The organism is Paenibacillus odorifer (assembly GCF_000758725.1).
Lineage (GTDB): Bacteria > Bacillota > Bacilli > Paenibacillales > Paenibacillaceae > Paenibacillus_AQ > Paenibacillus_AQ odorifer.
Genome location: NZ_CP009428.1, coordinates 6,166,200 through 6,191,122 on the forward strand (window position 1 = coordinate 6,166,200; position 24,923 = coordinate 6,191,122).

The 24,923-nt window shown below is 45.7% G+C and carries 23 protein-coding genes and 1 other annotated feature; all 23 genes read right to left on the reverse strand.

All coding sequences use genetic code 11. The features are described from left to right. Window positions 1-117: 117 nt before the first annotated feature. The 23 genes from rpoC to radA all read right to left on the reverse strand — a co-directional run bounded on the left by rpoC (window position 118) and on the right by radA (window position 24,901). Window positions 118-3,729 (reverse strand): DNA-directed RNA polymerase subunit beta', encoded by a 3,612-nt coding sequence (gene rpoC / locus PODO_RS27060; RefSeq protein ID WP_036680514.1) that lies wholly within the window; start codon window positions 3,727-3,729, stop codon window positions 118-120. A gap of 116 nt (window positions 3,730-3,845) precedes the next feature. Continuing rightward, a complete protein-coding gene (gene rpoB / locus PODO_RS27065; RefSeq protein ID WP_038573461.1) occupies window positions 3,846-7,391 on the reverse strand; it encodes a DNA-directed RNA polymerase subunit beta in 3,546 nt (1,181 codons plus the stop codon). A 422-nt stretch (window positions 7,392-7,813) separates the two neighbouring features. Beyond that, window positions 7,814-8,413 carry a class I SAM-dependent methyltransferase gene (locus PODO_RS27070; protein WP_038573463.1) on the reverse strand — a complete coding sequence of 200 codons (600 nt, stop codon included), beginning with the start codon at window positions 8,411-8,413 and terminating at the stop codon, window positions 7,814-7,816. Between the two features lie 111 nt (window positions 8,414-8,524). Then, window positions 8,525-8,884: a 50S ribosomal protein L7/L12 gene (gene rplL, locus PODO_RS27075; RefSeq protein WP_036680508.1), complete on the reverse strand. Its 360-nt coding sequence runs from the start codon at window positions 8,882-8,884 to the stop codon at window positions 8,525-8,527. 65 nt (window positions 8,885-8,949) lie between these two features. Continuing rightward, on the reverse strand, window positions 8,950-9,453 hold the full coding sequence (gene rplJ, locus PODO_RS27080) for a 50S ribosomal protein L10 (RefSeq protein WP_036680505.1): 504 nt from the start codon (window positions 9,451-9,453) through the stop codon (window positions 8,950-8,952). Window positions 9,454-9,517: 64 nt separating this feature from the next. Continuing rightward, window positions 9,518-9,670 (reverse strand) — a sequence feature (ribosomal protein L10 leader region). Between the two features lie 67 nt (window positions 9,671-9,737). Next, window positions 9,738-10,430: a 50S ribosomal protein L1 gene (gene rplA, locus PODO_RS27085; protein ID WP_036680504.1), complete on the reverse strand. Its 693-nt coding sequence runs from the start codon at window positions 10,428-10,430 to the stop codon at window positions 9,738-9,740. A gap of 82 nt (window positions 10,431-10,512) precedes the next feature. Beyond that, entirely contained in the window at window positions 10,513-10,938 is a 426-nt protein-coding gene (gene rplK / locus PODO_RS27090) for a 50S ribosomal protein L11 (protein ID WP_036680502.1), read from the reverse strand. A 74-nt stretch (window positions 10,939-11,012) separates the two neighbouring features. Further along, window positions 11,013-11,546, reverse strand: a complete 534-nt coding sequence (gene nusG / locus PODO_RS27095; RefSeq protein WP_036680499.1) for a transcription termination/antitermination protein NusG — start codon at window positions 11,544-11,546, stop codon at window positions 11,013-11,015. Between the two features lie 21 nt (window positions 11,547-11,567). Continuing rightward, a complete protein-coding gene (gene secE / locus PODO_RS27100; RefSeq protein ID WP_036680497.1) occupies window positions 11,568-11,759 on the reverse strand; it encodes a preprotein translocase subunit SecE in 192 nt (63 codons plus the stop codon). Window positions 11,760-11,779: 20 nt separating this feature from the next. Continuing rightward, window positions 11,780-11,929: a 50S ribosomal protein L33 gene (gene rpmG / locus PODO_RS30805; RefSeq protein ID WP_076099620.1), complete on the reverse strand. Its 150-nt coding sequence runs from the start codon at window positions 11,927-11,929 to the stop codon at window positions 11,780-11,782. 391 nt (window positions 11,930-12,320) lie between these two features. Then, a complete protein-coding gene (sigH, locus tag PODO_RS27105) occupies window positions 12,321-12,965 on the reverse strand; it encodes an RNA polymerase sporulation sigma factor SigH (protein WP_036680496.1) in 645 nt (214 codons plus the stop codon). Window positions 12,966-13,123: 158 nt separating this feature from the next. After that, window positions 13,124-13,645, reverse strand: a complete 522-nt coding sequence (locus PODO_RS27110; protein ID WP_036680494.1) for an NYN domain-containing protein — start codon at window positions 13,643-13,645, stop codon at window positions 13,124-13,126. A 2-nt stretch (window positions 13,646-13,647) separates the two neighbouring features. Then, window positions 13,648-14,412, reverse strand: a complete 765-nt coding sequence (gene rlmB / locus PODO_RS27115) for a 23S rRNA (guanosine(2251)-2'-O)-methyltransferase RlmB (RefSeq protein ID WP_036680492.1) — start codon at window positions 14,410-14,412, stop codon at window positions 13,648-13,650. Between the two features lie 36 nt (window positions 14,413-14,448). After that, window positions 14,449-14,883, reverse strand: coding sequence for a Mini-ribonuclease 3 (locus PODO_RS27120; protein WP_038573467.1), 435 nt, complete (start codon window positions 14,881-14,883; stop codon window positions 14,449-14,451). Further along, window positions 14,880-16,286 (reverse strand): cysteine--tRNA ligase, encoded by a 1,407-nt coding sequence (gene cysS / locus PODO_RS27125; protein WP_038574909.1) that lies wholly within the window; start codon window positions 16,284-16,286, stop codon window positions 14,880-14,882. The genes PODO_RS27120 and cysS overlap by 4 nt, the downstream gene beginning before the upstream one ends. 49 nt (window positions 16,287-16,335) lie before the next feature. Further along, window positions 16,336-17,028, reverse strand: coding sequence for a serine O-acetyltransferase (cysE, locus tag PODO_RS27130; RefSeq protein ID WP_036680489.1), 693 nt, complete (start codon window positions 17,026-17,028; stop codon window positions 16,336-16,338). Between the two features lie 553 nt (window positions 17,029-17,581). After that, window positions 17,582-19,045 (reverse strand): glutamate--tRNA ligase, encoded by a 1,464-nt coding sequence (gene gltX / locus PODO_RS27135; protein ID WP_036680487.1) that lies wholly within the window; start codon window positions 19,043-19,045, stop codon window positions 17,582-17,584. Between the two features lie 51 nt (window positions 19,046-19,096). Then, window positions 19,097-19,585, reverse strand: coding sequence for a 2-C-methyl-D-erythritol 2,4-cyclodiphosphate synthase (gene ispF / locus PODO_RS27140; protein WP_036680486.1), 489 nt, complete (start codon window positions 19,583-19,585; stop codon window positions 19,097-19,099). Beyond that, a complete protein-coding gene (gene ispD / locus PODO_RS27145) occupies window positions 19,582-20,280 on the reverse strand; it encodes a 2-C-methyl-D-erythritol 4-phosphate cytidylyltransferase (RefSeq protein WP_036680484.1) in 699 nt (232 codons plus the stop codon). The genes ispF and ispD overlap by 4 nt, the downstream gene beginning before the upstream one ends. A gap of 95 nt (window positions 20,281-20,375) precedes the next feature. Continuing rightward, complete coding sequence (locus tag PODO_RS27150) at window positions 20,376-21,464, reverse strand: PIN/TRAM domain-containing protein (protein WP_036680481.1); 1,089 nt, start codon at window positions 21,462-21,464, stop codon at window positions 20,376-20,378. A gap of 177 nt (window positions 21,465-21,641) precedes the next feature. Beyond that, window positions 21,642-22,379, reverse strand: a complete 738-nt coding sequence (gene pssA / locus PODO_RS27155; protein ID WP_036680477.1) for a CDP-diacylglycerol--serine O-phosphatidyltransferase — start codon at window positions 22,377-22,379, stop codon at window positions 21,642-21,644. Window positions 22,380-22,443: 64 nt separating this feature from the next. Continuing rightward, window positions 22,444-23,520, reverse strand: coding sequence for a DNA integrity scanning diadenylate cyclase DisA (disA, locus tag PODO_RS27160; RefSeq protein WP_036680475.1), 1,077 nt, complete (start codon window positions 23,518-23,520; stop codon window positions 22,444-22,446). Window positions 23,521-23,533: 13 nt separating this feature from the next. Beyond that, on the reverse strand, window positions 23,534-24,901 hold the full coding sequence (gene radA / locus PODO_RS27165) for a DNA repair protein RadA (protein WP_036680472.1): 1,368 nt from the start codon (window positions 24,899-24,901) through the stop codon (window positions 23,534-23,536). Window positions 24,902-24,923: the final 22 nt, after the last annotated feature.

Consider the following 24,923-nt stretch of genomic DNA (forward strand, 5'->3'; position numbering starts at 1 on the left):
ATCAATAGATGGTGTCAAGAAATTCAGCAACAATTTTTATAGAAATTATACACAGCAGAACACTCATGCCACACCTATGAGTAGGTATGACATGAGCACACTACCATGATTGCTAATTTATTCAGCAGGAACCGTCTCTAATGATTCAAGTTCGCTTTCTGCATTTGGATCACTTAGCTTAACGTTACGGTAACGGTTCATCCCAGTACCTGCAGGAATCAACTTACCGATAATAACATTTTCTTTAAGTCCAAGCAACTTATCTACTTTACCTTTGATAGCAGCGTCTGTTAGGACACGAGTAGTTTCTTGGAATGATGCAGCTGACAAGAAGGAATCAGTTTCAAGAGACGCCTTGGTAATACCGAGCAAGACTGGTTTAGCAACAGCAGGCTCTTTACCAGACAAAATAGCTTCCTTGTTAGCACCTTCGTACTCATGAATATCCGCAAATGCACCTGGCAACAGACTTGTGTCACCTGCGTCAATGATACGGATCTTCCGAAGCATTTGCTTGATCATAACTTCAATGTGCTTATCATTGATCTCAACGCCTTGGTTACGGTATACACGCTGTACTTCTTGCAGAATGTAGTTTTGTACCCCACGGATCCCTTTGATACGCAGCATTTCTTTAGGGTCAATCGAACCGTCTGTCAGCTCATCGCCGGCTTCGATTTCTTGGCCTTCGCTAACACGTAGACGTGAACCATAAGTTATGGAATAAGTCTTGGATTCTGCTTCACCTTGAACCTCGATTTCGCGACGGTCTTTGGTTTCACGGATTTCCTTGATTACGCCATCGATCTCACTGATTGTAGCTTGACCTTTAGGGTTACGAGCTTCAAACAACTCCTGAATACGCGGCAAACCTTGAGTGATGTCATCACCGGCAACACCGCCGGTATGGAACGTACGCATTGTAAGCTGGGTTCCTGGTTCACCGATAGATTGTGCGGCAATAATACCAACTGCTTCACCAATCTCAACGTGTTTACCAGTTGCCAAGTTACGTCCGTAACATTTCTTACAAACACCATGACGGGCACGGCAGCTCAGTACAGAACGAATTTGCAGCTTAGTTACACCTGCGTTTACAATTGCCTCCGCTTTATCGGAGTCAATCAAATCATTGCGGTGAACAATGATTTCGCCTGTTTCTGGGTGACGAACAGTTTCGAAGCAGTAACGACCTTCAATACGGTCATACAGATCCTCGATAACCTCTTTACCATCCTGAATACGACTAACTGTGAAGCCTTTATCGGTTCCACAATCTTCTTCACGGACAATAACGTCCTGGGCAACGTCAACAAGACGACGTGTCAGATACCCTGAGTCAGCGGTACGAAGTGCGGTATCGGCAAGACCTTTACGCGCTCCGTGAGTGGAGATAAAGTACTCCAAGACGGTAAGACCTTCACGGAAGTTCGCCTTGATTGGCAATTCGAAAATCCGACCTGAAGGTGTTGCCATCAGACCACGCATACCACCCAGCTGAGTGATCTGCGATTTGTTACCACGCGCTTTAGAGTCAACCATGAGCATGATAGAGTTGAAACGGTCCATCGACTTAAGCAGGATGTTCGTAAGATCATCCTTAGTCTTCGACCAGATCTCAATAACACGGTCATACCGTTCGTCATTGGTGATCAAACCACGGCGATATTGGTTAGCAACCACATCAACCTTAGCTTCAGACTCTTTCAGGATGGTAACCTTTTCCTCAGGAACAATAACGTCCGACACGGCAACTGTAACACCAGAACGTGTGGAGTAAGTGAATCCGAGCTGTTTAATTTTATCCAAAATCATAGAAGTTTTGGTTGTGTGATAAGTTTCAAAACAACGAGCAATTATCAGACCCAGATATTCTTTACCTACAGCACTGGCTTCTGGAGCGGATTCAATCAGCTCGCGAATGTTCGCGCCTTTTTCGTAGATAAAGTATTTCTCTGGTGTGCCGTGCAGCAAGTTGGTTTTGGTTGCTTCGTTGATATAAGGGAAACTACTTGGGTAGATTTCATTAAAGATGATCTTACCGATCGTAGTAATCAACATTGCATTTTGTTGTTCTTCCGTAAAGCATGTTTTGCCAAGTGCTTTAGCCGGAATAGCAACACGAGCATGAAGTCCTGCAGTTCCGCGTTGGTAAGCTGATACAGCTTCGTTAACGGTACGCAGAATCATACCACTACCCTTTTCTTCCTTGTTATCCATGGTCAAGTAGAAAGTACCAAGGACCATATCCTGGGAAGGTGTTACAACTGGCTTACCGTCTTTAGGGTTCAAGATATTACCAGATGCAAGCATGAGAATGCGTGCTTCCGCTTGAGCTTCTGCAGACAGAGGAACGTGCACCGCCATTTGGTCACCGTCAAAGTCGGCATTGTACGCCGTACATACGAGTGGGTGAAGACGAATAGCATGACCTTCCACCAAAATCGGTTCAAATGCTTGAATACCGAGACGGTGAAGTGTTGGTGCGCGGTTTAGAAGCACTGGGTGTTCTCTAATTACTTCTTCGAGTACATCCCAAACTTCAGGACTTACGCGTTCAACTTTACGTTTCGCGCTCTTTATGTTGTGGGCAAGGCCCTTATTAACCAATTCTTTCATAACAAAAGGCTTGAACAATTCTAGCGCCATTTTCTTAGGAAGTCCGCACTGATACATCTTGAGGTACGGTCCTACAACGATAACGGAACGTCCAGAGTAGTCAACCCGTTTACCGAGCAAGTTCTGGCGGAAACGTCCTTGTTTACCTTTCAGCATATGGCTGAGCGATTTAAGTGGACGGTTACCAGGACCGGTTACCGGACGTCCCCGACGGCCGTTATCGATGAGAGCATCGACAGCTTCCTGGAGCATCCGTTTCTCGTTCTGCACGATAATGTCAGGAGCACCGAGATCAAGCAGTCTTTTCAGACGGTTGTTCCGGTTAATAACACGGCGATAGAGATCATTCAAATCGGACGTAGCAAAACGGCCACCATCCAACTGAACCATCGGACGAAGCTCCGGAGGAATAACCGGAAGAACATCCATGATCATCCAATCAGGCTTGTTGCCGGAGTTACGGAATGCTTCAATGACTTCCAGACGTTTGATCGCCCGGTTACGGCGTTGGCCTTGGGCCGTACGCAGTTCTTCTTTGAGGAATTCCAGCTCTTTATCGATGTCGATATCTTGAAGAAGCTTTTTAACAGCTTCAGCACCCATGCCGGCTTGGAACCCGTAACCGTATTTTTCACGGTAGCTACGATATTCTTTCTCGGACAGAAGTTGTTTCTTTTCCAGTGGAGTTTCACCTGGATCCGTTACAACATAAGATGCGAAATAGATAATTTCTTCAAGTGATCTTGGAGACATATCTAGTGCAAGCCCCATGCGGCTTGGGATACCTTTGAAATACCAGATATGAGATACCGGAGCAGCCAATTCAATGTGACCCATACGTTCACGACGAACTTTAGCACGGGTAACCTCAACGCCACAACGGTCGCAGACTACGCCCTTATAACGGACACGTTTGTATTTACCGCAATGACATTCCCAGTCTTTTTGTGGTCCAAAGATACGCTCACAGAAAAGACCCTCTTTTTCCGGTTTCAATGTACGATAGTTAATGGTTTCCGGTTTCTTAACTTCTCCGCGGGACCATGAACGAATCTTCTCCGGAGAAGCGAGTCCGATTTTCATAAATTCAAAATTGTTAACGTCCAACAAGGAGCAACCCTCCTTAACCTAATCCTGATTTAGTACCGCTTTACCCTCTTCTGACTGTTACATCAAAAGAGGGCGTGCGGTCCTTTATAAAATGGAACTTTTAAGCTCCAGCTTGATTATTCTACTCCGACTTCTGAACCTTCTAAATTGAGGCTTAGTTTGTCGCCTGACGTCTCGTCCTCATCGTCCAATTCTCTCATTTCAATTTCCTGCTCGTCACCGCTAAGAATCTTAACATCCATACCCAGGGACTGCAGTTCTTTGATCAATACCTTGAACGACTCAGGAACACCTGGTTCCGGTACATTTTCACCTTTGACAATGGATTCGTACGTCTTCACGCGACCAACCACGTCATCGGATTTCACGGTCAAAATTTCTTGCAATGTATATGCAGCACCGTAAGCTTCAAGCGCCCACACTTCCATCTCCCCGAAACGCTGTCCACCAAATTGAGCTTTACCACCCAATGGTTGTTGCGTAACTAGTGAGTAAGGTCCTGTTGAACGGGCGTGAATCTTATCATCAACCATGTGCGCCAGTTTGATCATGTGCATGACACCAACAGTAACTTCACGTTCGAAGCGTTCACCTGTACGGCCATCATACAGTACAGTCTTACCATTACGCTGCATACCTGCTTCTTCCATCGTATCAAACACGTCGTACTCACGCGCTCCGTCAAATACCGGCGTTGCAATGTGAATTCCCAGACGCAATGCGGCCATACCAATATGGACCTCAAGCACCTGTCCGATGTTCATACGAGAAGGAACGCCCAGAGGGTTAAGAACAACCTGTACTGGCGTACCGTCCGGAAGGAACGGCATATCTTCTTCTGGCAGGATACGGGCAACGACACCCTTGTTACCGTGACGTCCGGCCATCTTGTCACCCTCAGAAATCTTACGTTTCTGAGCGATGTAGACACGAACCAATTGATTTACACCAGGAGGCAGCTCATCGCCGTTCTCACGTGTAAAGACTTTAACGTCCACGATAATACCATCACTACCATGAGGAACGCGTAAAGAGGTATCCCGTACTTCACGAGCTTTCTCACCAAAGATAGCGTGCAGGAGACGTTCTTCTGCTGTCAGTTCAGTCACACCCTTAGGAGTAACCTTACCAACCAGAATGTCACCAGCGCTGATTTCCGCACCAATACGGATGATTCCGCGCTCATCAAGATTGCGCAGAGCTTCTTCGCCGACGTTCGGAATATCGCGCGTAATTTCTTCAGGTCCCAGTTTAGTGTCGCGAGCTTCAGATTCGTATTCTTCGATATGAATCGAAGTATATACATCTTCCTTAACCAGCTTTTCACTTAACAGGATCGCATCCTCGTAGTTATAACCTTCCCAAGTCATGAACGCAACGACTACGTTACGGCCAAGAGCAAGTTCGCCCATTTCTGTGGAAGGACCGTCTGCCAGGATATCACCTTTCTTAACAATGTCCCCTCTTTTAGCTAGAGGACGTTGGTTAATACAGGTACCTTGGTTAGAACGCATAAATTTGTGTAATTTATATTTAACGATATCGCCTTTAACTTCCTTGCCTTCGACAGTCTCAACGCGACGCAGCCAAATTTCATTAGCTGAAGAACGTTCGATAATACCGTCATACTTGGAAACGATACATACGCCAGAATCCTTAGCGGATTTATGTTCCATCCCTGTTCCGACCAGCGGAGCTTTTGGAATTAGAAGCGGAACGGCTTGACGTTGCATGTTAGATCCCATCAGTGCGCGGTTGGAGTCATCGTTCTCAAGGAACGGAATGAGCGCCGTAGCGACAGATACAACCTGTTTAGGCGAAACATCCATGTAATCGACACGATTACTTGGCATCGTTGTAATGTTGTCTGAGTCTTTGTTGTAACGAACGATTACCATGTCTTCTTTAAAGGTGCCATCTTCTTCGATCAACACGTTAGCCTGAGCAACTACATAATTATCTTCCTCATCAGCAGTCAGATAGTCAATTTGCTCAGTCACCTTACCAGTCTTCGGATCCACCCAACGATACGGAGCTTCAATAAAGCCGTATTCATTGATGCGGGCAAAGGTGGACAAGGAGTTGATCAACCCGATGTTTGGACCTTCCGGCGTTTCAATTGGACACATCCGACCGTAGTGACTGTGATGGACGTCACGAACTTCAAAGCCCGCGCGTTCACGTGTCAAACCACCAGGTCCGAGGGCGGACAGACGACGTTTATGCGTAAGTTCCGCAAGCGGGTTCGTCTGATCCATAAATTGAGACAGCTGGGAGCTACCGAAGAACTCTTTAATAGACGCGATGACCGGACGAATGTTGATCAGAGCCTGAGGCGTAATCGCATTAGCATCCTGAATCGACATTCTTTCACGTACAACACGTTCCATCCGGGACAAACCGATACGGAACTGATTCTGCAAGAGTTCACCTACAGAACGCAGACGACGGTTACCCAAGTGGTCGATATCATCGGTATTGCCAATTCCGTGAAGCAAATTAATAAAGTAGCTGATTGAGGATATAATATCAGCTTGAGTAATATGCTTAACAGATTTGTCGATGTTGCCGTTAGCGATCAGCTTAATAACCCGGCCTTCTTCAATTGGCGAGAATACGTCAATTGTTTGAAGAGGAATATCTTCGCTGTCCATAACTCCGCCAGTAACGCGGTAGTTTTTAAAGGCAACATTTTTTTCGAAATATGGAATCAATTCATCAAGCAATCTACGATCGACCATTTGGCCGGATTCTGCCAGGATTTCTCCAGTAGAGTCATCAACCAAAGGCTGAGCAAGACGTTGATTGAAAAGACGGTTCTTAATGTGTAGCTTTTTATTGATTTTGTAACGGCCTACGTTAGCTAGGTCGTAGCGTTTTGGATCAAAGAAACGCGCAACCAGCAAACTTTTGGCATTGTCTAGTGTCGGCGGTTCGCCCGGACGCAAACGCTCATAAATCTCAATAAGCGCCTTCTCCGTGGAGTCCGTGTTGTCTTTATCCAGCGTATTGCGAATATATTCATCATTGCCAAGCAATTCCAGAATTTCGGCATCACTACCGAAACCGAGAGCACGCAAAAGTACGGTAACAGGAATTTTACGAGTCCGATCGATACGAACATACATAATGTCCTTAGCATCGGTTTCTAGTTCCAACCAGGCTCCGCGGTTCGGGATTACTGTGGCGGTGTAGGTTTTTTTGCCGTTCTTATCCACTTTTGTGCTGAAATAGACGCTTGGAGAGCGAACCAACTGGCTGACAATAACCCGTTCCGCACCATTAATAATAAAAGTGCCGGTCTCCGTCATCAGCGGGAAATCTCCCATGAACACTTCCTGCTCTTTAACCTCACCGGTCTCTTTATTAATGAGCCGCACCTTTACACGCAGAGGAGCCGCATACGTTACGTCCCGCTCTTTAGCGTCGTCAACCGTATATTTCGGTTCACCCAGGCTGTAATCAATGAACTCTAGTACCAAATTACCTGTGAAATCCTGGATCGGCGAGATGTCCTGAAACATTTCCCGCAATCCTTCCTCCAAAAACCAATCATAAGATTTTTGTTGGATCTCGATCAGGTTCGGGACCTCGAGTACCTCGTTAATTCTCGCATAGCTCCGCCGAGTGCGTCGACCATACTGAACAAGATGTCCTGCCAACTTTACTCACCCCTCATGTCTACTCACTTAAAAATTGATTGCGAACCCTTGTTTGGAACCGTATAATGGAACCATACTACAAGGATTCAGTCATAAATAAAAGAAAAGCCCTTATCGAAATCTTCGAAAAAAGAGCGCATTTATCCATGACCAAAATACTCCTTATCAAGTAGATTTGCCCAAAACGTACATATTATACGTCACCAAGCAATAGTTTATGCGCTATTATCTATTACCACGTAGCATTCGCTGCGTTAGAGCATAGACAACCAACTCGCAAAAACTTGCCGTGCGGCATGCGCTAGCCGGGCGACAATATATTGCTTGACATTTCAGCAAACTAAAGACATGGAGCCTATCTTAATACTGACATTTTATAATAATACCATTATCACTATCACATGTCAATAACCTATTGTATTTTATTTTTGCGCTTTAATAATACGATAGCCTTTGTCTTTCCCCACTTCTTCCACCATTGAGAACAAGCTTTCTAGTTTTGCCACTGCTGATGGAGCGCCCTGCTTCTTCTGAATTACAATCCACAGATAGCCACCCTCATTTAAATGTTCATAAGCATCTTCAAAAATCTTATGCACTACAGCTTTTCCTGCACGAATCGGAGGATTAGTTAGAATCACATCGAACTTCTGCTGCTCATTCAATGCGCCGAGCACATCGCTTTCCATTATCGTAACATTCCGGATTCCATTGTGCTGAGCATTCTCACGCGCCAGTTCTACCGCACGACTGTTAATATCAATCATGGTCACATGTCCTTTGGGAGCTAGGTATGCTGCACTTATGCCAATCGGCCCATAACCACAACCTACATCAAGCACCGCTGAACCGTCCGGAATTATCATAGCTTCAATAAGAACTCGGCTACCGTAATCGATGTCTCCTTTAGAGAATACACCGGCATCGCTCGTAAAACGAAAGCTTTTGCCTCTTAGTACGGTATCAATGCTACGTCTGTCATGACGTACTTCCGGCTGCTGCGAATAATAATGTTGCGACATCTCTTTCCTCCCTTTCCTATTATGTTAGCAGTTGGTATATACGCCCTACTAACTCTATTTATAAAACAAACCCCTTGAACAAGTTCAAGGGGTTTTCAGTAATAGAAGGAATTACTTCACTTCTACAGCTGCGCCTGCTTCTTCCAATTTTGCTTTAGTAGCTTCGGCTTCGTCTTTGCTTACTTTTTCTTTGATTGCTTTTGGTGCGTTGTCTACAAGATCTTTAGCTTCTTTCAAGCCAAGACCAGTGATTTCGCGAACGATTTTGATAACGTTGATTTTGGAAGCGCCAGCGCCTGTCAAAATTACGTCAAATTCGGATTGCTCTTCAGCTACTGCTGCTACCGCACCGCCAGCTGCTACTGGAGCTGCTGCAGTTACACCGAATTCTTCTTCAATTGCTTTAACCAGGTCGTTCAGTTCCAATACGCTCATGCCTTTAATTGCTTCCAAGATTGCTTCTTTACTCATGATTGAACCTCCATTTTATATTTAAATTTATTTGTGGTATTGATTATGCTGCAAGAGTCAAAGGCTTACGCGCTTTGTTCTTCTTTTTCAGCAACAGCTTTAACTGCAAGCGCGAAGTTGCGCACTGGAGCTTGAAGTACGCTAAGCAGCATGGACAGCAAACCATCGCGGGATGGAAGCTCAGCCAGTGCTTTCAGTTGTTCCGCGTCAATGACACGACCTTCAACTACGCCGCCCTTCAATTTCAAAGCGTCGTTTTTCTTGGCGAAATCGTTCAAAATTTTAGCTGGTGCTACTGCATCAGTTGTGCTGAATGCGATAGCTGTTGGACCAGTCAAAACTTCATCCAATTCACTCAACTCAGCCGCAGCAGTTGCGCGACGTAGCAATGTGTTCTTCAGGACTTGAAACTCAACGCCAGCTTCACGAAGTTGCTTACGCAGTTCAGTCACTTGGGAAACGTTCAATCCACGGTAGTCAGCTACAACAGTCGAAAGACTGTTTTGCAGTTTTGCAGTAACGACGTCAACCGCGTCTTGTTTTGCTTGAATTACTTTTGCATTTGCCAATGTATACACCTCCTGAAAATTTATGTGTCGGCGTTCTTTCCAAGGAAAGCTTCACCGCTCCTACGCAGGCAGTAGAAAAGCCTCCGCAGAATCACGAAGGCTTGATAAAACGAAAGTTATACGAGCAAGCTCGTTACTTCTTGTTTCTATCACAACACCTCGGTAGGAAATTAAGCACTAAGGCACCTACTGTCTACGGTAAGCATATTCAAGGTTAAGATTGATACCTTAAGTTTCACAACTGTTATAGATTATCAAAATTGACTCAAAGAGTCAACCCTTAATTATCTGAAGACGGTTGTGTTCACACGAGCGCTAGGTCCCATTGTGGAAGAAATCGAGATGCCTTTAAGGTATACACCTTTAGCAGCAGCTGGTTTCGCACGGTTCAAAGCGTCGATAAGAGCTTTAAGGTTATCGTTCAATTGTGCAGCATCAAAGGACACTTTGCCGATTGGCGCGTGAATTTGACCTGCTTTGTCGAGACGGTATTCGATTTTACCGGCTTTGATTTCTTGCACAGCCTTGGAAACATCGAATGTAACTGTGCCAGCTTTAGGGTTAGGCATAAGACCTTTACCACCAAGCAGACGACCCAGTTTACCGACTTCACTCATCATATCAGGTGTAGCTACGCAGACATCAAATTCAAACCAGCCTTGTTGAATTTTGTTGATCATGTCTTGATCACCAACAAAATCAGCGCCAGCAGCTTCTGCCTCTTTCGCTTTTTCACCTTTTGCAAATACAAGCACGCGTTGTGTTTTACCAGTGCCGTGAGGCAGGACAACAACACCACGAACTGCTTGGTCTTGTTTACGCGGGTCTACACCCAGACGAACTGCTGCTTCAACGGTTTCGTCGAACTTAGCAGTCGCTGCCTTTTTCACAAGCTCTACAGCTTCTGAAGGCTCGTAAGTTGCTTCGCTGTTGATCAGCTTAGCAGCTTCTTGGTATTTCTTACCATGTTTAGCCATGAAAATGTTCCTCCTTTGTGGTGTTAGCGGAAATTCCTCCCACATACTTGCGGGTCACGAATGACCGATTCTTCGAAAACTACTAGTCTTCGATTGTGATACCCATACTGCGAGCAGTACCTTCAACCATACGCATTGCAGCTTCAACAGTTGCAGCGTTAAGGTCAGGCATTTTTGTTTCAGCAATTTCACGTACCGCAGCGCGGCCGATTTTTGCTACTTTTTTCTTGTTTGGTTCGCCGGATCCTTTTTCTACTTTAGCAGCGATGCGAAGCAGAACAGCAGCCGGAGGAGTTTTAGTGATGAAAGTAAAGGAACGGTCTTCAAATACTGTAATTTCAACCGGAATGATCAAGCCAGCCTGGTCGGCAGTACGAGCATTAAATTCCTTACAGAATGCCATGATGTTGACACCTGCTTGACCTAACGCCGGACCTACTGGAGGCGCTGGATTCGCTTTCCCTGCAGGAATCTGCAGTTTCACCATTTTAATAACTTTTTTAGCCATGAGTGACACCTCCTTGCAAAAATAGTGGTCTTCGAACGCCAATAGCGCTCTCCCACAAGAAACCCTAGCTTATGTTATATTTTCTCCACTTGAGTGAAATCCAACTCTAGCGGGGTTTCCCGTCCAAACATGTTAACATGCACTTTGATCTTGCTCTTGTCAGCCAAAATTTCTTCCACGGAGCCCACAAAATTCGCAAACGGACCAACCATAATACGTACGGATTCCTTGATTTCGAAATCAATCTTCGCTTTAGGTTCAACCATGCCCATATGCTTCAGAATTTGTTCTACCTCTTCCGGAAGCAAAGCTGTTGGTTTAGACCCTGAGCCTGTCGAACCAACAAATCCAGTAACGCCCGGAGTATTGCGGACAACATACCAGGAATCATCAGTCTGAACCATTTCCACCAAAACATATCCGGGGTAAACTTTACGCATAACGGTTTTTTTCTTACCGTCTTTGTTTACGATTTCTTCTTCCATAGGAACAAGAACGCGGAATATTTTGTCTTCCATGCCCATGGACTCAACGCGCTTTTCCAAATTGGCTTTGACCTTATTCTCATACCCAGAATAGGTATGAACGACATACCATCTTTTTTCCATATCAAGCCACCTGGGACCTCTCTAAATAATCGCTTCAATCACAGCGGAAATACCGATGTCCAGAACCCAGAAGTAAATAGCGACAACTACAATCGTACCGAGAACGATCAATGTATAGTTGGTCAATTCTTTACGACTTGGCCAGCGAACCTTTTTGAGTTCACTCCAGCTCTCAGTGAAAAAGGAAAACATAGACTTGAAACTACGTTTCATGCCGACTACACCTCCACAGACTATCTGGTTTCGCGATGAGGAGTTTGCGAGTTACAATACTTGCAAAATTTCTTCATCTCCATGCGGTCGGGGTGATTTCGCTTGTTTTTGGTAGTCGCATAGTTTCTTTGTTTGCAACTTGTACAAGCCAAAGTGATAATTACCCGCATGATGTGCACCTCCCGAGACGTCCTTCCAATTCACATTAGAAGACGCAAATATTGATCCTAAAAAAAAGCCGCGAATTTAGGCCTACCTAAAACACTTTAGCATAATGTCAAGGTCTGTGTCAACGAAAGAATTCCGTTCTGCACTGGGTAATTCCGGGTTTAGTAGTCATATGGCCGTACCCTGTCTTTGGGTCTATCTCTTCCTCACACTTCGCTGTCTTCCTTACCATTATGGGGTATTCCGTCTGTGTATAAACCTACCTTCAACGGCAACGACTAAAATCGGCTCAAATAGTAATTTATGGTGCAAGCACCTAATTCTATCCGAGTGATTTCAAAAAGACTAAAAAAAAGAACTCGATGTCCGAGCCCTCTCTTGTTCATTATATCATCAATTGTCACGTACTTCTAGATATCTTTCTAATTTCCTTTTTACTCGTTGTAGAGCGTTATCAATAGACTTTACATGCCGCTTAAGATCTTCAGCAATCTCCTGATAGGATCTTCCGTCTAAATACAACATCAGAACCTTGCGCTCCAAGTCACTTAGAATCTCCGCCATCTTATCTTCAAGACCAATGAATTCTTCTTGATTAATAATTAGCTCTTCTGGATCTAGAACCTGTGTTCCACAAATGACATCCATAAGTGTTCTATCAGAATCTTCGTCATAAATGGGCTTGTCCAAGGAAACATAAGAGTTCAGCGGAATATGTTTCTGACGAGTGGCCGTCTTAATAGCCGTTATAATCTGTCGTGTAATGCAGAGCTCAGCAAAAGCCTTGAATGAAGAGAGCTTGTCACCTTTAAAGTCACGAATAGCCTTGTATAGACCAATCATTCCTTCTTGTACAATATCTTCACGGTCTGCCCCGATCAAGAAATAAGAGCGGGCTTTAGCACGTACAAAGTTACGGTATTTATTAATCAAGTGTTCTAATGCGCCACTGTCGCCACCACGGAAAGCCTCGACAATATCTTCATCACTTATGAAATCATACTCAGACAGCATTATTTCCTTGAGGTCGACACTCACCAAGAATCCCCCCGGCTGCAACGCAAGACACATCGTTACTTCGCGAAATATAGGATCAGTATATATTATGTTACCTTCCACCGTCAACCGGAGTTTGTCCAAAATCAATCTAGAATAGCATAAATTGGAATAAAATATTTCCTGATTCTTCCTCGATCTCACTGTCTGCGCCATTTTTCCAGCTTACTGCGCACATCGGGAGGCAGTTTGTCTTCCAAAGAATGACGAGTAGAACTGACACCGCCAGGTTCGATAGCTTTTTTTACTTGTTTTTGATTCTCTTCAATTTCCAGATGCAATTCCCTTGCCGAAATTCGCAATGCACCTTGTGCAAAAATAATATGCTGCTCTATAAAATCACTCGTAGCCACATAGATCTGCCGGCGCCGATTGCTATATTCCCCAACCAGTCGCTCAATGCATTCATCTGCGGTTTCTTTTTCCTTGGTGAAGTACACCTGGACCTTACCCTGGACAAAAGACCTTCCCAACCCCGGAACACGGTATGCATCAAAAACAGCAATAACTCTTCGTCCAGAGAAAGCCTGGTAATCTGCCAGCAAATCCATCAAGCGGTCGCGTGCTTCCTGCATACCAATCTGGGACAGTGCCACAAGTTCCGGCCAGCCACCGATCATGTTATATCCATCCACAAGCAGCACATCGCGCCAGTCGGCCATAGCTATCCCTGCAGTTGCCGGCGGCGTATCACTTCATACATAATGACTCCTGCGGCGACAGAGGCATTTAATGAATTGATCTTTCCGGCCATCGGCAGCTTAAGAAGCACATCACATTTTTCACGAATCAGGCGTCCCATTCCTTTATTCTCATTGCCGATTACAACAGCTACCGGACCCGTGAAAATATCGGATTGGTATAGATTCTGATCGGTATCCACGTCTGTTCCTACTACCCAGACTCCCTGCTCTTTTAGACGGTCAATGGTCTGACCCAGGTTTGTAACCCGGGCAACCGGAACATACTCCACAGCACCCGCGGATGTTTTGGACACGGTCGCAGTTATCTGAGCCGAACGGCGTTTAGGTACGATTACCCCATGTACTCCAGTACAATCCGCCGTCCGCAGAATCGAGCCCAGGTTATGAGGATCTTCAATTTCATCAAGCAAAATAAGGAATGCCGGTTCTCCTTTGGCTTCTGCTATAGCTAACAAATCATCCACTTCAACATAGGCAAATGGTGCTGCTTGTGCAACCACCCCTTGATGCTGCACACCTGGTGCCAGTTGATCCAGCTTACGCTTGTCCACATGCTGAATGACAATTCCCGCTTTCCGGGCTTCGGCAACGATGGGTGCTGTCAGATGCTTCTGGGCTGTCTCTGCGATCCATATTTTATTTAATGTACGACCAGCACGAAGCGCTTCAAGCACAGAATGCTTCCCTGCCAATATTTCCTCTTCAGTCTTCAATTCTTCTTCCATGTTCACTTCTCCTATTTTCTATTTCGCCAAAGCCTATCACGGCTGTTTCAACATAAACTGTATACCCTTGTGCACAATTTCTTCTATTCTCTCCTGTTGTCCTGTGTAGTACAAGTAACCAATCAAGCACTCAAAAGCTGTAGCATGACGGTATTCAAGCACATCCGCATTCTTAGGAACACTTCCCGATTTCGCATTTCTCCCCTGACGGGCGACATCCTTCTCCTCTTCCGTGAGACTAGGCTCCAAAAAGTTCAGAATTGCACACTGTGCTTTAGCGGATACCAGCCCTGTAGCAGAACGATGCAAATGGTTCGGACGCAAATTCGGAAGAGATACTAAATACTGGCGAACAGCCACCTCATAGATAGCATCTCCTACATAAGCTAGAACAATAGGCGAAAGTAGTCGCGCAGGTTTGGAAGGCTCATAAGGAAACCATCCGTTATCAAACTTGCGTTCCTCACTCATTTACGACGCCACCGCATTCCTTGTGGAGTATCCTCAAGCAATATGCCCAAGCGGCCTAATTCATCACGGATCTCGTCAGACCGGCTCCAATTCTTATTCTTACGAGCTTCAACCCGCTCGGCGATCAACCGTTCAACTTCTTCACTTGCAATTTCCTCTTCCAGTTCAGGCGTCAAACGCAGCACAGCATTCATTTCGCCAAAAGCTTGCTGCAATGCAGCAAAATCAGCAGGAGCAGCCTCGTTATTCGCAAGCGTATGGTTTGCCAGGCTCACCCAATCGAACATAGCCGTGATCGCATCAGGCGTATTGAAGTCATCCTGCATTCTAGCATGGAAATTGGCCACTATAGCCGACAGCTTATCATTAATCTCTGAGTTGACCTCACCTTGAGCACCATCAGCAGTGAGTTCAAGCCGATGTTTAACGTTACTCTCTGCAAGCGTGATCCGTTCAACGCTCTTTTCGGCGGAAGTCATAGATTCCTCTGAGAAATTCAACGGGTTACGGTAATGGGTCGATAGCATGAAATAGCGGATAGCTCCTGCTTTAAAACGCTCACGGATGTCTTTTACAAGCCAGCCATTACCGAGCGATTTCGACATTTTCTCGTCACCGATGTTGATGAATCCATTATGCATCCAGTAATTAGAGAGTGGTTTACCAGTGAGAGCTTCGGTCTGAGCGCATTCGCATTCATGATGTGGAAACTGCAAATCTTGTCCACCACCATGGATATCAATCGTATCTCCCAAGAACTCCCGCGCCATAGCCGAGCATTCAATATGCCAGCCGGGACGTCCGTCTCCCCAAGGGCTACTCCAGTGCACTTCACCAGGTTTGGCTGCTTTCCAAAGCACAAAATCCTCCGGTTTTTCCTTACGTGAGTCCACCTCAACACGGATACCAAACTGCAGCTCATCCAGATTCTGACGAGATAATTTACCGTAGTCTTCAAATTTTGAAGTGCGGTAATATACATCGCCGCCGCTTTCGTATGCGTATCCTTTTTCCTCAAGCTCTTTAATAAATCCAATGATCAGCGCCATGCTTTCCGTTACACGGGGATTCAAGGTTGCCGGTTTAACACCAAGCCCTTCCAGATCCTCACGGTAAGCAGCAATAAAAGTTTCCGCTACCTCTGCTACAGTAGTGTTCATTTCTTCGGCTTTGCGAATCAGTTTATCATCAACATCCGTGAAATTCGTAACATAACGCACCTCATTACCTAACTGCTCCAAGTAATTCCGGACCATATCAAAAACAATTATAGGTCTAGCATTTCCGATATGCATATATCCATAAACGGTTGGACCACACACATACATCTTAACTTTGCCCGGCTCCTGGGGCACAAACTGCTCCTTGCTGCGTGTCATTGTGTTATATATTTGTAAAGCCATCCTTATTCCAGCCCTTTCTGTTCTTCCGGATTCCTTAATACCGGGATGCTTAAATTTCATAGTCACCAATATACTGCTGAGCTTCTGCTATCCGCTGTGCGGTTTTTTGTTTATCTTCTGCGCCAAGCTTTTCCCTAATTTCTTCGATTTCTTTCTGCAAAAACCGCAATGAATCGACAAGCGGGTCAGGCATCTTCGTATGATCGAGCCGATCGGATACCCGTTCTCCATTACGTTTTACCACACGACCTGGATTCCCTACTACTGTACTGTTGTTAGGCACTTCACGCAACACAACAGCATTCGAGCCTATATTTGAATTGTCACCAATACGAAAAGATCCTAAAACCTTCGCACCGGAACCAATAACTACATTGTTGCCAACCGTGGGATGTCGCTTACCTTTTTCTTTTCCTGTTCCTCCAAGCGTAACCCCTTGATAGATTATAACATCATCACCGATTTCGCAGGTTTCTCCAATAACAATCCCCATACCATGGTCGATAAACAGCCTGTTTCCGATAACAGCTCCAGGATGGATCTCAACACCAGTCATAAATCTGCTAAACTGCGAAACCATACGAGCCATTGTATACCAGCGGCGTTTGAAAAAAGAGTGGGCGATCCGGTGACCCCAAATGGCGTGCAAGCCGGCATATGTGAAGACAACCTCGAACCAGCTGCGGGCAGCAGGATCGTTATCAAATACCGCCCGAATGTCCGACTTAATATGCTTAAACATCACGGTTCCTCTCTTCTTAACTTCCTTATCTCCTGTTTACAGGTACACAAGAAAGGTATTGTCTCCAGGCCCATCATCCTTATCATACATATGCTGTGAGTGTTCGCTTGGTTTGTTATCTCGTAGAAATATAAGACAAAGAGTATTGTATGAAAATTATTTTTGCTTATATTTAGACAAAAAACGCCCCTGCAGCATAATGCTGCAGAGACGTTTAACCGCGGTTCCACTCTGCTTGAACGAATCAAATGAGCCGCTATTGTAACAAACGGCAGAATTTCTTCATTCCACTTGGCATCATTAACGGCGACGTTCCCGGCGCGATCTAATGAGCCTTAAAAAGGTCATTCAACCGTGCAGCTCACAGGCGCATGTTCTGCCCCGGACAAATGAATAACTCCCAGCCCGAAAGGGTGTCCCTTTCTCGGTTATTCTCTCTGGCAATTGTCTTCAATGGACGTACTTCTCCTGATCACAGCTATTATCATATAATTCTATCTTAGCGCAAAAGACAAGATACTGACAAGGGGGTTTAGTCGTATGAAATACGACCTTAAGCGCCCTTAATTTGTGATTTCAAACGTTCGATAACGCGATTTTTGCCGAGCAAAGCAATGGTTATATTAAGATCACGTCCGTGCGTTTGTCCGGTCAGAGCCACACGAATTGGCATAAAGAGTGCTTTGCCCTTATGACCTGTTTCTTTCTGTACTTCCTTAATCAGAACAGCCATGTTGCTTGCACTGAAATCCTGACAGGCTTCAACCTTAGCCAGAAAAGCAGACAATACCTCAGGGACTTGGCTTTCAGCCAGAACCTGCGCTGCTTCCGTCTCTAACTCTAGGTGACTGCGGAAGAACAGTTCCGATAGCGCCACGATGTCAGAAGCTGCAGTCATCTGCTCTTGATACAACGCGACAAGGCTTTCCGCCCATGCTTGTTGCTCTTCGTTCAGCTCAGCAGGTATTTTACCCGCTTTTTGCAGATGTGGAATAGCTAGCGCAGAGATCCGTTTAGGATCAGCATGCTTAATATAATGATTATTCAGATGCGCCAGCTTGTTTTTATCAAATACAGCCGGGCTTTTGGACAAACGGTCCGCATCAAAAATAGAAATAAGTTCTTCTTTACTGAAGATCTCTTCTTCTCCCTCTGGAGACCAGCCAAGCAGAGAAATGAAGTTAACCAGAGCCTCAGGCAAGTAACCCAATTCATCATATTGCTCGATAAACTGAATAACGGATTCATCCCGTTTGCTGAGCTTCTTGTGGTTGTCGCCAACAATAAGCGTCATGTGACCAAATAAAGGTGGCTCCCAGCCAAGCGCTTCATAGATCATAAGCTGGCGGGGTGTGTTGGAAATATGGTCTTCTCCACGCAATACGTGGGTAATAGCCATCAGATGATCGTCAACAGCTACCGCGAAGTTATAGGTCGGAATTCCGTCCTTCTTCACAATAACAAAGTCACCCATTTCTTTTGTGTCAAAAGAAATACTGCCTTTTACGAGATCATCAAACGCATACGTACGATCTTCTGGCACACGGAAGCGAATGCTGGCAACTCGTCCCTCAGCTTCAAAAGCTAGACGTTGCTCTTCAGTCAGATCACGATGTTTGCCAGAATAACGAGGCGTTTCTCCGCGAGCAGTCTGTTCTTCACGTTCCGCTTCCAGCTCTTCCTCTGTGCAATAGCAGCGGTAAGCCAGACCTCTGTCCAGCAAATCCTGCCAATGTACACGATATAAGTCAAGACGTTCTGTCTGACGATAAGGTCCGTACTCTCCGCCCACATCAACGCTCTCATCCCAATCCATACCCAGCCATTTCAAATACTTAAGCTGGCTCTCTTCACCACCAGCGACATTGCGCTTTACGTCTGTATCTTCAATTCTGATAATGAATTTACCGCCTTTATTACGGGCGAACAGATAGTTAAACAGCGCCGTTCTGGCGTTACCTATATGTAAATGTCCCGTAGGGCTCGGTGCGTAACGCACCCGGACTTCATCCGTCATTGTATTCCCTCCGCTTCATATGGTTGAACTTAATTTACTACTTAGACCATCTCAAGATGATATCACATCTTGGAGTAGACAGACAATAGATTGTGCGGCAATTCCTTCGCCGCGTCCGGCAAAACCAAGCTGCTCAGTTGTAGTAGCTTTAACATTCACCTTGGACGGGTCGGCATTAAGCGCACGTGCGATAATCTCGGTCATTTGTGGAATGTATGGAGCCATCTTAGGCTTTTGGGCGATAATTGTTGAATCGATATTTCCCAGCTTATATCCTCGCTCACGAGCAAGTGCCCATACCTCTTCTAATAACTTCAAGCTATCTGCGTCCTTAAAGGCTGGATCTGTATCCGGAAAATGTCTGCCGATATCACCAAGTCCAAGTGCGCCTAGAATCGCGTCACTAACTGCATGCAGCAGTACATCTGCATCGGAATGCCCAAGCAATCCTTTTTCGTAAGGAATCGTAACTCCCCCAATAATACAAGGCCTGCCCTCTACCAGCTGATGCACATCAAATCCTTGTCCTACAGCGATCATGATTGTCCCTCTCCCCTGTTTCTTTCTGTGAATTCTGCATAATCCAAATCATCAGGTGTCGTAATCTTAATATTTCTGTAGCTTCCCTCTACCACAGAAACCGGAATCCCCGCACGCTCCGCCAAGCTGGAGTCATCGGTGCCCAGAAAGCCATCCCGTTCCGCCGCTGCATAAGCCTCCAGCAAATCAGAAAGACGAAAAGTCTGCGGGGTTTGAATCGCCCACAGACTTCGCCGATCCGGCGTAGACAGTACTTGTCCTTCATTATCCACCTGTTTGATCGTATCCTTGACGGGTACAGCAAGAACCGAAGCACCCATCTGCTTCGCTCGTTCGTAGCAAGCCTCAATTTCATTCGGCTGTACAAACGGACGAACACCATCATGTACCATTACCCACTGTGTCGTAAGTTTCAACAACCCTTTATGTACGGAATGCTGACGCTCAGATCCACCAGTTACTATAGCCTTAACCTTGTCCAGCTTATAGAGCTGTATCCATTCCCGGCAGCGTTCAACATCCTCTTCACCGGTTACGAGCACGATTTCAGAGATCAATTCGTGCTGCTGGAATACCTCCAGCGTATGAACGATAATCGGCTTCCCCTGCAGTAACAAATATTGCTTGCTCTCCGCAGTTCCCATTCGCGTTCCTCTGCCTGCCGCCACAATGACGACGCCCACACTGTTTGACATTAATCTGGCTCCTGTCTTTCACGTATAATCCCATCATAACGTGTTTGGCGGGCATTTCCAACCCATAGGACAGTCCCCATACACTTTATCTTCACTTATTGCGCTTTTTCCAAAAGTTTTGGCTTAGCAAATATCATTCGTCCGGCCGAAGTTTGCAGCACGCTAGTGACCAGAACCTCCATCGTAGTCCCGATATATTCCCGTCCGCCCTCTACAACAATCATCGTTCCATCGTCTAAGTAGGCTACACCTTGCCCATGCTCTTTGCCATCCTTAATGACCTGAACTACGATTTCCTCACCAGGCAGCACTACTGGCTTCACAGCATTCGCCAGATCGTTAATATTCAGTACGGAAACGCCCTGCAATTCGCAAACCTTATTTAAGTTGAAATCATTAGTGACTACTTTACCTTGCAGTACCTTCGCCAACTTCACTAACTTACTGTCAACCTCAGAGATTTCTTCAAAATCTCCCTCATAGATCAATACCTTCACATCAAGCTCTTTTTGAATTTTGTTTAGAATATCAAGCCCACGCCGTCCCCGGTTCCGCTTCAACAAATCCGAAGAATCAGCAATATGCTGGAGCTCTTCTAGTACGAATTCAGGTATGACAATGGTTCCCTCAATAAATCCCGTCTTACAAATGTCAGCGATTCTTCCATCGATAATAACACTTGTGTCGAGGATTTTATGTTCCTCAAGCCCGCGGCCTTCCGGCTCAGCCGCTTGACCCCAGCGTCCAGATGTCCACAGTGCAGCTAGCTCCTCTTTTTTCTCCAAACCGATCCGCAGCCCCAGATATCCAAAAGCTAACGTAGCTGGAACTTGCAGCAGCTGCCCAGCTTTCCCAAGCCAGATCATTGCAGGGTATAACAGGAGAGATAACAGAAGCCCCCCTGTAAGCCCAGCTGCACTTGCAGCTAATTCATTCATTGGAATACGCGAACAGTAGTGAACCGCCTCCCGCAGTTTTGAACCTCCCCATTCCGCGCATAAAGACCCCGCAAACAAAAAAATAATGGCACCCAGCACCGTAAATAAAATGCTTCCTTCTACAGGTAAGCTTTCACCCAGCTTTTCCATCCCCTTGGGGAATCCTCTTTCGAGCGCATGGTATAGCGAAAAACCTGACCAAGCACCACATATTAAGGCAAAAGACAAAATCACTTTTTTCCACATAACCTAACGCACCTCCTTTTTATTCATCCTAAATGGATCTATTCCTCACCAGTATGTTCCAATTTTCAAGACGATAAACTTGGGGTAGCGTTGGAAATGCAAAAAGGCTTTGCCATCCCCTAGGGAAGACAAAACCTTTGGTCATAATTTATTCAGTTACCTTACCTTATGGACCGATTAACCGTTCTTGGAGTGATACACTTTATCCTCTGAACGGCTACGACGACGATGACGGCGTCTGGCTGTCAATCGATCAATATTTTGCTTAAAGCCGTATAATGCGTAAATTCCAAGTAAGACAAAGATCAGCTTAGCGATTTGCTCTGGGAACACTACAGCTACAGCCACTGCAACAACAATAACCACTGGCGCTCCAACCACCGCTTTTTTCGGCAATCCAATCTTTTTGAAATTAGGATATTTAACAGTGCTGACCATCAAATAAGATAAGAGCAGTGTAGCAACGATCATAAACGGAGCCGAAACATCTTTATTAAAAAGAGCTAATGTGGCCAGTACACCACCTGCAGCAGGAATTGGCAAACCGATAAAATAACCCGGAACCCCCGGACGAACATTAAAACGGGCTAAGCGCAAAGCACCAAACACCGGAAAAATCGCAGTTACTGTCCAGCCTAATGCAGAGTTCAAATCCTGCAGGCTTGAGACGTACAAAATAACGGCCGGTGCGACTCCGAAAGAAACGACATCAGATAAGGAGTCCAGCTCCTTGCCAAATTCGCTTTCGCATTTTAGAGCGCGAGCTACTCGACCATCTAAGCCGTCTAACAGCATAGCAATAATAACCATGATAGCGGCCATGCTAATCTTACCGTCAAACGCCATCATGATACCAAACATTCCGAGCATCAAATTACCTATCGTAAAAAGACTCGGAATTGATTTTTGTATCATTTCTTCACCTCAATTTTCTAACTTTGGCCTTTAACGTCCCCAATATTACGTGATTGTATGTTATTTACATTTGCCTGTCAATAAGAACTTGCTTCTGTAAACGTTTGAGCCCATCCTGAATATTACGGGCCCGCACCTCCCCAATTCCGTCCACTTCATCCAATTCAGCAATGCTTGCGGACATCAAATTAGGCAGCATTTCAAACCGCTCCACCAGATTGTGAATGATCACATTCGGAAGCCGCGGAATTTTGTTAAGCAGGCGATAACCACGTGGAGTCACCACTTCTTCAGAGGTAATTGCCGTAGAAGAATAACCCAGTATACGGGCAATATGGTTGTCATCCATCAGATCATCATCGCTTATCCGTTTGAGACCGGCGATAATTTCACGGATTTTATCCTCCTGCTCTTCCTTAGCATAGTCTCTGTATAGAAGCCATGCTTCTTCCTCTGTATTTCCAACCAGTTCTTCCATCTGCATGCTGATCAGGCGTCCTTCGTTGCCCAATTCGTTGATATAACGTTTGATCTCCATTTTTATGCGCAGAACCATCTCTACACGCTGGATAACACCCACTACTTCAGCAACGGTAACAATGCCCTCATATTCTGAAGCTGACAAATTCGTCAGTCCTTGCGTGAGCACTGCTTTATACTTCTCGAGTGTCTGAATCGCTTGGTTAGCCTTTGCCAAAATTGCGCCGATCTCTTTGAGTGCATAACGTATCGAGCCTTGATAAAGCGTGATGATATTGCGGCGTTGTGAAATGGAAACCACCAGCTTACCCGTTTGCTTCGCTACCCGCTCCGCGGTCCGGTGACGGATCCCCGTCTCGATGGATGAGATAGAGGAATCCGGTATAAGTTGTGTATTAGCATACAATATACGCTTTAAATCCTCGCTTAGAATAATAGCTCCGTCCATTTTAGCTAGCTCATATAAATAATTGGGCGAAAAATCGCAGTTAATGGAGAATCCGCCATCCACTACGTCCATCACCTCAGGACTGTACCCTACGACAATAAGTGCCCCTGTCTTAGCGCGCAGCACATTCTCCAAACCTTCCCGAAAAGGTGTACCCGGTGCCGCCAGTCTGAGCAGATCATTCATATTCTCTAATTGGTTATATTCTTTCATATCCCTGTGCCCCCTAATCTAACGCGACCGATAGTGCATCTGCTACGGTACTGACGCCAATAATCTGGATATCTTGCGGGTGCTTCCATCCCTTCATGCTCTTCTCAGGCATAATCACCCGCCGGAAGCCAAGCTTTGCGGCCTCCTTAACGCGCATTTCCGCGCGCGAAACGCCTCTTACCTCACCGGTAAGTCCTACTTCTCCGAAGAAAACGTCGTAAGGTTTTGTTGAAATATCACGAAAACTGGAGGCGATACTAATAGCTACAGCTAGATCAATCGCCGGTTCATCCAGCTTTACTCCCCCGGCAACATTCAGGTATGCATCCTGATTCTGCAGGAACATGCCCATCCGTTTCTCGAGTACAGCGATAATAAGTGCCATCCGCTGGTGATCCATGCCTGTGCACATTCGCCGTGGGGAAGGGAAGTGGGTGGCAGCAACAAGTGCCTGAAGTTCTACAAGCACAGGTCTAGTTCCCTCCATACTTGCCACCACAGTAGAACCAGCCACGCCAAGCGGACGTTCCGATAAAAAGAGCTCCGATGGATTCTCTACTTCGGTAAGCCCCGCTTCACCCATTTCGAAAATGCCGATTTCATTCGTAGAGCCAAAGCGGTTTTTTACAGCCCGCAAAAGTCTATACGTATGATGCCGCTCACCCTCAAAATACAGCACGCAGTCCACCATATGTTCAAGCATCCGTGGTCCAGCAATAGCCCCTTCCTTGGTAACATGACCAACGAGAACTGTTGCAATTCCACGAATCTTAGCGATACGCATAAATCTTGTCGTACACTCCCGAACCTGGGTCACGCTGCCTGGCGCACTCGTTACTTCTGGCATAAATACGGTCTGAATAGAATCGATGACAAGAAATTGTGGCTGGATTTGTTCGATCGCTTCTTCTATGCTTTCCATATTTGTCTCACATAGTACATAAAGCTCCGTTGACAACGCATCGAGGCGATCCGCGCGCAGCTTAGTTTGCCTTACCGATTCTTCGCCCGAGATATACAGTACTCGCAATCCCTGTGTTGTAAGGGCATGCGAGGTCTGTAATAAGAGCGTAGATTTACCGATTCCTGGGTCTCCCCCTACTAGTACCAGCGATCCTGGTACGATCCCCCCACCGAGAACACGGTTAAGCTCACCTATACCTGTCAGTATGCGCGGTTCCTTGTCACTTTCTATACTTATGATCGACTGTGCCTTTTCTTTACTATGAAAAATAGGGGCATTCATTCCCTGTGTTTTGACTACGCTTTCCGTTTCCTCCACCATGGAGTTCCAAGCCTGGCACCCTGGGCATTTCCCGAACCATTTTGGCGATTCGTATCCACAGTCGGTGCAAAAAAATTTTGTTTTTGCTTTAGCCATTTGTTCTCCTTACGGTCCGAAC